At 43.9% G+C, this 9,548-nt stretch carries 7 protein-coding genes; 1 reads left to right on the top strand and 6 read right to left on the bottom strand.

Annotated features, from left to right (window positions below; genetic code table 11):
• Positions 1-163: 163 nt before the first annotated feature.
• From aspA to Q1A23_RS17710, 6 genes are all read right to left on the bottom strand, one after another.
• Positions 164-1,573, bottom strand: a complete 1,410-nt coding sequence (gene aspA, locus Q1A23_RS17735) for an aspartate ammonia-lyase (RefSeq protein ID WP_299825939.1) — start codon at positions 1,571-1,573, stop codon at positions 164-166.
• Between the two features lie 43 nt (positions 1,574-1,616).
• The gene (locus Q1A23_RS17730; RefSeq protein WP_299825938.1) at positions 1,617-2,798 is read right to left on the bottom strand and encodes a ribonuclease D; all 1,182 of its coding nucleotides are present in this window, start codon (positions 2,796-2,798) and stop codon (positions 1,617-1,619) included.
• Between the two features lie 132 nt (positions 2,799-2,930).
• On the bottom strand, positions 2,931-3,158 hold the full coding sequence (locus Q1A23_RS17725; protein WP_299825936.1) for a hypothetical protein: 228 nt from the start codon (positions 3,156-3,158) through the stop codon (positions 2,931-2,933).
• A 351-nt stretch (positions 3,159-3,509) separates the two neighbouring features.
• Positions 3,510-5,264, bottom strand: coding sequence for a M28 family metallopeptidase (locus Q1A23_RS17720; protein ID WP_299825935.1), 1,755 nt, complete (start codon positions 5,262-5,264; stop codon positions 3,510-3,512).
• 76 nt (positions 5,265-5,340) lie between these two features.
• On the bottom strand, positions 5,341-5,814 hold the full coding sequence (locus Q1A23_RS17715; protein WP_299825933.1) for a very short patch repair endonuclease: 474 nt from the start codon (positions 5,812-5,814) through the stop codon (positions 5,341-5,343).
• 68 nt (positions 5,815-5,882) lie between these two features.
• Positions 5,883-6,191 carry a hypothetical protein gene (locus Q1A23_RS17710; protein WP_299825931.1) on the bottom strand — a complete coding sequence of 103 codons (309 nt, stop codon included), beginning with the start codon at positions 6,189-6,191 and terminating at the stop codon, positions 5,883-5,885.
• Between the two features lie 559 nt (positions 6,192-6,750).
• Between Q1A23_RS17710 and Q1A23_RS17705 the strand changes: the two genes are divergently transcribed.
• Positions 6,751-9,507 (top strand): 2-oxoglutarate dehydrogenase E1 component, encoded by a 2,757-nt coding sequence (locus Q1A23_RS17705; protein ID WP_299825929.1) that lies wholly within the window; start codon positions 6,751-6,753, stop codon positions 9,505-9,507.
• Positions 9,508-9,548: the final 41 nt, after the last annotated feature.

Raw genomic sequence — 9,548 nt, 5'->3', positions numbered from 1 at the left:
CGGGGGCTCTGCTGCTTTAAGGGGGCGGTGAAAGGCCAAAGCCGTCCGCAGGCGCAGCTGGTCAATGAACCGTTAGGGAAGGCTGAGTTGGCTTCGGTAAGAGCGCACGGCCTCCTTCGCTTGGTTGGATACTGAATCAATTGAGCCGGCTCCATTGCATGGATCAGGTGTTAATAAACCTTGGGTGGATCAGGTTCTCAATAGAGAATATCTCCTCCCACTTGGCCTGCGTGATCAATTTGCGCTCCAAAACAGTAATGTCATGGATGGACTTGCCTGTGGCCAAGGCTTCCTTTGCTATGGAGGCGGAGGCTTCGTACCCAATGATAGGGTTGAGGGACGTTACAATGCCGATACTGTTCATCACCATATTCTTGCATATCTCTTCATTCGCAGTAATACCTTCGATACACTTTTCCTTAAGCGTATAGCATGCATTTTCAAGATATGTGAGAGAACTGAATAAGCTGAATGCTATAACTGGCTCCATTACATTTAACTGTAATTGACCAGCCTCTGCTGCCATAGTTATAGTTACATCTGAGCCAATTACATAATAGGCGGTTTGGTTTACAACTTCAGGAATAACCGGATTAACCTTGCCTGGCATAATAGATGAACCAGGTTGCATGCGTGGCAGGTTAATTTCATTTATACCTGCTCTTGGGCCAGATGATAATAATCTTAAGTCGTTACAGATCTTTGATACTTTGATAGCGCTGCGCTTTAGTACGCCAGATATCTGAACATAGGCACCGGTATCACAAGTGGCTTCTATCAGGTCTTCGGCTAAAACAACTGGTATACCCGTTATTTCTCTGATATGTTCAGTTACGATCTGTGGGTAACCTTCAGGGGCGTTGATTGATGTTCCGATAGCTGTTGCTCCCATGTTGATTTCACAGATAAGCATTTTAGCTTCGTTCAGACGCTGGATATCCTCTTTTATAGTAGTTGAAAAGCCATGAAATTCAGCGCCTAAAGTCATAGGTACAGCATCCTGTAACTGTGTTCGGCCCATTTTTAGCACTTCTTTAAACTCTTCTCCTTTATTAGCAAATGACTGCTGCAGGGCCTCCAGGCTAGAGATGAAATTGTTTATTTTGTTATAAAGCGCAAGCCTGAAAGCCGTAGGATAGGCATCATTAGTAGACTGTGAGAAGTTAACGTGATCATTTGGGCTGATGTATTTGTAATCGCCTTTAGGCCTTCCTACTATTTCCAAGGCAAGGTTAGCAATAACTTCGTTTACGTTCATGTTAACAGAGGTTCCTGCTCCGCCCTGGATCATATCCGTAACAAACTGATCAAGATACTCCCCCGCAATCAGTTTGTCACATGCCTTGCAGATAACTTCTGCTATTTCAGGTGAAATTACTCCGCAGTCACGATTAGCCATAGCAGCAGCTTTCTTGACATAACCAAATGCCTGTATAAATAAGGGTTCTTTGGATACGGGTATGCCAGTTATGTTGAAGTTATCAAGTGCCCTTGCTGTCTGTATTCCATAATAAACTTCACTCGGAATTTCTTTTTCTCCCAGAAAATCGTGTTCCGTTCTAAATGCGCTCATGTAATTTATAAATAATGCTAAAGTTGATTCTGTAATATATCTTTTACTTAGGTACTTCTTTATAAGAGGGTGCAGGCAACTCTACGCCAACTTCACCGGCTGTTCCAAGTACAATATCCGAAGCATATTTTTTAAGGCATATCAGTTTCCCGGATTGGCTATACTCGTTGATGACGCTTTGAGTAATAATCAGTTTGGATGCAAATTCACCATACTTAGCAATGATAGCCTTCTGTACTTTGGTAAGTTCATCTTTGCGCATCTCGGTTTCTGGAGTGCGAGATGGCCGTAACCAACGATTTTCAGGATAGTCGTGACTGATATTATTTGCCTTTGCCTCTTTTGTGGCATCTGCTAAGGCTTGCTTCAACTGCTCTTCGTTTTTAGACTTTTTTAGTCCTCCATGAATGCCTTTAGTATGATTAAGCCATTCGTGAATATCTGTTTTGCTGTTTTGGGCAAGATCTACTAGTGCCTCATTAGATATAATGTAAGAGGCAGGTTTATTGTAAGTCTTAGCCATAGCCTCCCTGAAAGCAAATAAGCCTTTGAGGATATATTGCTCAAAATAGTTTAAGCGAAATGCGTTACGTAGCTTCAGGTGAGGGCTTTCCGGTTCAGAATACGTCAACGTTTCTAAAAGTTGATTTTCTTCTTGCAACCAATGAATTCTCCCTTGCTGTTTTACCTCATTTAATAACTTGTCTTTAATGCGGTGCAGGTATATAACATCGATAGCGGCATATTTTAACTGAGCATCAGTAAGTGGCCTGAGATTCCAGTTGCTAGACTGTTGTGATTTGTCTATCTCTTTGTCAAACTCCTCTTTAAGTACTGTTGCCAGAGATGATCGCTCATAGTTAAGTATCTTAGCTGCCACGTCTGTATCTAGTACAGAGCGAATGTTACAGCCTAGTTTATTTAACAAGAGGATGTCGTTATTAGAATGGTGTATTATTTTTACAATCTGTTCATTCTCAATTAAACTGAAAACAGGCTTTAAGTCAGTAATAGGAAAAGGGTCTATAATATAGCAGATGCCATTACCACTTGTAAGCTGAATAAGGCATAGGTTAAAGCCGTAGGTATAACGGTGCTGATCAAATTCCAGGTCAAGCGCCAGTTCGGTGCTATTGCGCAAATCCGCAACAGCCTGTGCCAGCAGCTCATCTGAATCTACCAACTTGATAGTTACGCCATCGTGTGTTAGATGTGTATTTTGCATTCCTAAAGTTAAAAAGGTTTACACCATATCCATACCTTGTGGATCATTCTTTTGCGTAATAATATTGTAGTAAACCCATAAAAAAAGTCTCTGCTGTGTAGCAGAGACTTTTAACGCGTAATTTAAAAAAACTTACTGAACAGGAGGCTGCTCTTCCTGAATATCATCAGCAACACCATCGTTAACGGTAGTGTCCTGTAGCATAACAGTATCTTGTTCCATGTCTGTTTCCAGGTCAGTATTTAGCTCATCTGTTGTTTCTACGTTTTCTGACTCTGTTGTTGTATTGCTGTTACCATCACAAGCTGTAAATGCTACAAAAGCAAATGCTGCGAATGCTAATTTCCATATCTTTTTCATAATTCTAATCAATTTGATTTTGTACTTATTTATACGAAGTATGCAAAAAGGTAACCTTTATGAAGACTAATAATTGGTTATTTTAAAGTTAATGGCGCAAATAAGACAGTCAGACTACTAAAAAGTACTGCGACTGACATTGGCAAACAGGAAGTTGAAATTTAGGATTATTCTCAGAGTAATGATTTTTGTTAAAAAAGTAATAATACAAAGAATTATGCCTTAGTAGCAGGTGAATGATCTATATAAGCCAAGCCTTTATCAGGTGTTTTATACCAATGCCCAAACCGGCTGGTAATGATTTCTTGTTGCCAGCCGGTTTGGGTTTTCTGTAACTAAAGGGCTAGGGGTTTATTGATACTTTACTTTTATACTATCGGCTGGCCCAGATAGCATTGCATCGCGCTTTGATTTAAACTCCGTACCTTCCTTCCACTCAGGAAATTTTTCTGTATTGGCTACTGTATGGCCTACACGTAAAAACAGCTGCAGGTCTTCTACTGCCCCCTCCAGGTTCCAGTCGTCTTTTACCTCATCCGAAAGTTTATGGTAATCTTCCGTATTATAGTTGCTCTGCCACTTTTGCACATAGTCTGCAGGTTGGTTTCGTGCCTTTACCCCAGATTTGGCATATAATGCCGGTACGCCTTGTTTAGCAAACTCAAAATGATCTGATCGGTAAAAGAAGCCATTTTCAGGGGTGTCCTCGGGTACAATTCGGCGGTTTTGTGTGGCGGCTGCTTTTGCCAACACATCTTCTAAGGTAGAGTTGCCATATCCGATTACAGTTACATCCTCTGTTGGCCCATATGCATTTAGTACATCCATGTTAATGTTGGCTACCGTTTTCTCTAAAGGGTAAAGCGGGTTGCTTGCATAGTATTTAGACCCCAACAGCCCTTTTTCTTCTGCAGTTACAGCCAAGAAAAGTATAGAGCGCTTTGGTTTAGCCTCCATTTTAGTGAAAGCTTCGGCAATCTCTATAAGCCCTGCTGTACCGCTGGCGTTGTCTAAAGCGCCATTATATATTTGGTCGCCCTGCAATTTGGTGTCTTTGCCTAAATGGTCCCAATGCGCTGTGTATACCACGTACTCATTCTTAAGCTTTGGATCTGAACCTTCTAACTTGGCAATTACATTCTTTGATTTTACCTCACGCAGCTGATTCTTGATATTAAAGCTGACCTCCGCATTGAGCGGAACAGGTTTAAAATCCTTTTTAAGAGCAGCTTGCTTTAATTGATCGAAGTTTTTACCTGTTGCAGTAAATAGCTCTCTTGCTTTTGGTTCTGTAATCCAGGCTTCTACGGCTGTCAGGTCCATGTTCTTATTCGCTGCGCTAATATCGAAACCCTCGCGGCTCCTGCTCCCCGAAATCACTTCGTAAGGGTATCCGGCAGGCTTTGTCTCGTGAATGATGATGGCAGCAGCAGCGCCCTTCTCAGCGGCTATTTCATACTTATAAGTCCAGCGGCCATAGTATGTCATGGCTTTGCCGCCAAAAATTGTGCTGTCAAGCTTATTCGTGTCCGAGGGGTCAGGTATAGGAGGGTCGCTTACCAGCATCACAATGGTCTTACCCTTTACATCCACTCCTTTATAATCGTCCCAACCATACTCAGGAGCTACAATGCCATAACCCACAAAAACCATTTCAGAGTTATTCACATCCACAGTAGGTGTAAATCTTCTGGAAACAGCTACGTAGTCTGTCGGGAAGTTAAGCTTGATGTTTTTGCCACCGGCCTTTATAGATGCAGTAGGCTGAGGAGTAAACCCAAACATAGGTACATCCTGTACAAAGGTACCGTCTGGGTTCCCTGGCTGCAAGCCAAGTCTCTTAAACTCACGGGTAAGGTAATTAACAGTAGAGTCTTCGCCTGCTGTGCCGGGGCTTCTTCCCTCAAAAGCATCTGAAGCGAGCGCAGTAGTATGTTTTAGCACATCTGCTGCAGTTATACTTTGCAATGCCGGTTGCAGGTTAGCGCTGTCAGCGGCAAGCGCAGCGGTGTCATCATCTGATGCATCGGCAGTTTGGCGGGCGCTTTCGTTACAGCCCATTGCCAGTAGGCCAAGCAAGGCCACTACAGGAAGGTGTTTTATCATAGTATAGATTTTGTTTAGATGAAGATAAGCATTTTATAGGAAAGTACTTAGCTAATAGTTATACTTTAGCATGTGCTCAGGCGGCTATTTCCCAGCTGGCCGGCACACCGCGATGCAGTTCTTTTATTAATGTAAGGCAACCGGCCATACTTTGGCGCAACTGGCATTCCCAGATCACAATACGCTGCCAGCCTGCCTCGCGGTACAGTTGCTTATACTTTGCATCGCGTTTAATGTTATTCTCGAATTTAGCCTGCCAAAAGGTAACGTTTGATTTGGGAAGCATAGGCTTGCACGTGGGGCATTGATGCCAAAAACAGCCATGTATAAAAATAGCCAGTTTGCGGGACGGATAGCAGATATCGGGCTTGCCTGGTGCTTTAGGCCAATGTACACGGTAGCCTCGTAAGCCGTCGCTCCAAAGGGCTTTGCGTAATGCTAATTCAGGTTTTGTGTTCTTTGATTTGTTGCCGCGCATGTAGCGGCTGGTTTTCTCCTGTGCTGTTAAAGGAGCTGTTGCTGATTTATACTTCCTTATTTTGCTGGCCAAACTATACTTCCTCTTTCATGTAGCGAAAGTATAACATCGTACGGCCCGGGAAGGTGCCCCTGTAAAACCTAAATGCGGTAGTAAATGCGGCTCATGGAGCTTTCGTAAGGGTCGTAGCCAGGACGGTGTTTTGTAAACCGTTGCTCCATCGGTTTAACCATAGTTATTTCCGTGAGCATAAATGTATACCAGCTGCCCTTAAGTTTGTCTGCGGCGCCTTTTCCTGATACTACCCAGGCAAGCAAACAGTCTTGTTTCATGTGGTTGCGGCCAAGCAGGTGCGGCTCTACTACATACATGCTTCCCTGGTACTCAAATTCAATCAGCATTCTTGCACCTATAGTCTTCGATAATTCTTCCAGCAGATAGCTATACATAACTAATTATAGTTTTTAGTGCAACATAGTATCTGGCAACACCCTTTGCCTCACACTTTTACGGGACATAGAATTTAACCACACTTTACTTCTCTAAAGATAGCTTAGGTTATATGAATGTAATAGGAATGATTTCTTTAGAAGGTAACATGATATTTTTATCACTTGGCTGCTTTCAAAATGTAATAAGGAGGTGCTTAAAGGGTTTATAGGGTGTTCTTCGGAATGAAATATACCTGAAAAGTAACATGCTGTTTAGGCCTCTATACGTTTTATTAACAATTAAATAACATTCAGACGCACTCAATTGGACTGTCGGTGATAGAAGTAGAAATTAACCTGTGGCAAATATTAAAATATAGGCTCCTTTAAAGGGTCTTGCTCCTTTGTTATGATATAGTTATTAAAAGGGTAACTGTTTGTAACCGAACAAGTATGCATAGAGTATGGTTACATATGTTTGTGTTTGATAATGAGGTATATTTGCTAATGCGGATGCATGTAATTTGATTTTTAAATAATACTTCTAACTTTGCCTCTACACACAGCAGTATTTCCTATGGATAAATATACTTACATCGCTAATGCGCACGGCGATTACATCGATGAGCTGTACAAAGCTTATCAGCAGGACCCGGAGTCAGTTGACTTTGGATGGCGCAAATTCTTTGAAGGATTTGAGTTTTCTTCGGTATATGGTGAAAATGGCCATGATGCTGCTGAAAGCGCTGTAGCTGCTCCTGCCAAAGGTGCTTCTACTGCCGGCGAATCTGATAAAGAAGTAGCTGTTAGAAACTTAGTACACGCATACCGCACGCGCGGCCACCTGCGCTCTAACACCAACCCGGTACGTGCCCGCAAAGACCGCAAAGCAAGATTAGACCTGGCAGATTTCGGTTTAACCGATGCTGACTTGGATACTGTTTTCCAGGTAGGTGAGGTTATCGGTATCGGGCCCGCTACGCTGCGTGATATCGAAGCAGCACTACAAAAGATCTATACAGGCTCCATTGGCTTTGAGTACATGTACATCCGCGACCCGGAAGTACTGGAGTGGTTCAAGCAAAAGGTGGAGCGTGATTCGCTAAGCTTCAATCCAGGCATTGAGTATAAAAAGCGTATCCTTTCTAAACTGAACGAAGCGGTAGTATTTGAGAACTTTCTGCACACCAAGTTTTTAGGCCAAAAGCGCTTCTCTCTGGAAGGTGGCGAAACAACTATACCTGCCCTGGATGCAGCTATTGACAAAGCATCTGAGCTTGGCGTGGAAGAGGTAGTGATAGGCATGGCACACCGTGGCCGCCTGAACGTACTCGCCAACATCATGGGCAAAACCTATGAGCAGATCTTCTCTGAGTTTGAAGGTACAGCCGTTCCGGACCTGACCATGGGTGATGGCGATGTGAAATACCACATGGGTTACTCGGCTGAAGTAACTACACCATCCGGTAAAAAAGTTAATCTGAAACTGGCACCAAACCCATCGCACCTGGAGGCGGTTAACCCGGTAGTAGAAGGCTTTGTGCGAGCAAAAATAGACTGCATGTATGGTAAGGATATAGATAAGGTGCTACCTATACTTATACATGGCGATGCTGCTGTAGCAGGTCAGGGTATAGTATACGAAGTTACGCAGATGGCTAACCTGGAAGGTTATAACACAGGTGGTACCATCCACTTTGTGATAAACAACCAGGTAGGTTTTACTACTGATTTTGAAGATGCCCGTTCGTCTATTTACAGTACTGATGTTGCCAAGGTAATTGATGCGCCGGTATTGCACGTAAACGGTGATGATCCGGAAGCGGTAGTGTTTGCGATGCGTATGGCTATGGAGTACCGCCAGCGCTATAATAACGATATCTTTATTGACATGGTCTGCTATCGTCGTCATGGCCACAACGAGTCTGACGAGCCGAAGTTTACGCAGCCACAACTATACAACCTGATCTCGAAGCATGCCAACCCACGCGAAGTATACAACAAGCAGTTGATATCTCGTGGTGAGATTGATGCAGAGCTGGCGAAAAGTATGGACAAGGAATTCCGCAGCTTGTTACAGGACCGCCTGGACATGGTAAAGCAGAAGCCATTGCCTTACAACTACCAGCAGATGGAGAAGGAGTGGCAGTCGCTGCGCCGTTCTAAGCCAGAAGACTTCAATCAGTCTCCGGAAACAGGAGTATCTGCCGAAGCTGTAGAGGCAGTAGGTAAAGCCTTGACTACCTTGCCACAAGGCTTTAAGCCATTGAAGCAGATCGAGAAGCTGGTAAAAGAGCGTAAAGAAATGTTCTTTGAGACAAAGCAACTGAATTGGGCAGCTGGTGAGTTGCTTGCTTACGGTTCTGTATTGCTTGATGGCAAAGTAGTTCGTTTCTCTGGACAGGATGTGCAGCGTGGTACGTTCTCGCACCGCCATGCAGTATTACATGATGCCGTAACCAGCGCGCCTTACAACAACCTGAACCATATCACAGAGAACCAAGGCTCATTTGAGATCTACAACTCCCTGCTTTCTGAGTATGGCGTGTTAGGTTTTGAGTTTGGTTACGCGATGGCCAACCCGAATGCCCTTGTAATTTGGGAAGCTCAGTTCGGTGACTTTGCCAACGGTGCACAAGTAATGATCGACCAGTTTATCTCTGCTACGGAGTCTAAGTGGCAGCGCATGAACGGCCTCGTAATGCTGTTGCCGCACGGTTACGAGGGGCAGGGACCAGAGCACTCTAATGCTCGTCCTGAGCGCTTCCTGCAATTATCTGCTGAGAATAACATGTTCGTGACGTATATCACAACGCCAGCCAACCTATTCCACTTTATGCGTCGTCAGTTGGCATTGCCGTTCCGTAAGCCGGCTATCAATATGTCGCCTAAATCGTTGCTGCGCCATCCGGCTGTTGTTTCTCCAGTTGAGGACTTCACATCGGGTGGTTTCAGAGAGGTTATCGGCGATACGTATGCTTCGGCTAAGTCGGTGAAGAAGGTGTTGTTATGCTGGGGTAAAGTATACTTCGACCTGCTGGAAGAGCAGCAGAAAAACAACCGCAAGGATGTAGCCCTGATTCGTATGGAGCAGCTGGCGCCATTCCCGAAAGTGCAGTTGGAGGCGGAGCTTAGCAAGTATAAAAATGCGAAAGTATACTGGGTGCAGGAAGAGCCGGAGAACATGGGTGCCTGGATGTATATCCTGCGCATTATGCGTAACGGTATCGAAGATGTAGTGGCGCGTAAGGCAAGTGCATCGCCGGCAACCGGTTACCTTAAAATTCATGCTAAAGAGCAGCAGGAGCTAATCGATAGAGCATTCGCAATTTAATTGTATAATTGATGATGCGTAGTGATTAATTGAAGTATAAT

It is taken from the genome of uncultured Pontibacter sp. (assembly GCF_947492645.1).
Taxonomy (GTDB): Bacteria; Bacteroidota; Bacteroidia; order Cytophagales; family Hymenobacteraceae; genus Pontibacter.
Note: the sequence above shows the minus strand (reverse complement) of the source record. Positions and strands in the feature narration are given on the sequence as shown.

What these genes read in the sequence shown, in the direction of transcription:
- aspA (WP_299825939.1), bottom strand. Translation starts at nt 1,573, where the DNA reads ATGAGCGCATTTAGAACGGAACACGATTTTCTGGGAGAAAAAGAAATT.
- Q1A23_RS17730 (WP_299825938.1), bottom strand. Translation starts at nt 2,798, where the DNA reads ATGCAAAATACACATCTAACACACGATGGCGTAACTATCAAGTTGGTA.
- Q1A23_RS17725 (WP_299825936.1), bottom strand. Translation starts at nt 3,158, where the DNA reads ATGAAAAAGATATGGAAATTAGCATTCGCAGCATTTGCTTTTGTAGCA.
- Q1A23_RS17720 (WP_299825935.1), bottom strand. Translation starts at nt 5,264, where the DNA reads ATGATAAAACACCTTCCTGTAGTGGCCTTGCTTGGCCTACTGGCAATG.
- Q1A23_RS17710 (WP_299825931.1), bottom strand. Translation starts at nt 6,191, where the DNA reads ATGTATAGCTATCTGCTGGAAGAATTATCGAAGACTATAGGTGCAAGA.
- Q1A23_RS17705 (WP_299825929.1), top strand. Translation starts at nt 6,751, where the DNA reads ATGGATAAATATACTTACATCGCTAATGCGCACGGCGATTACATCGAT.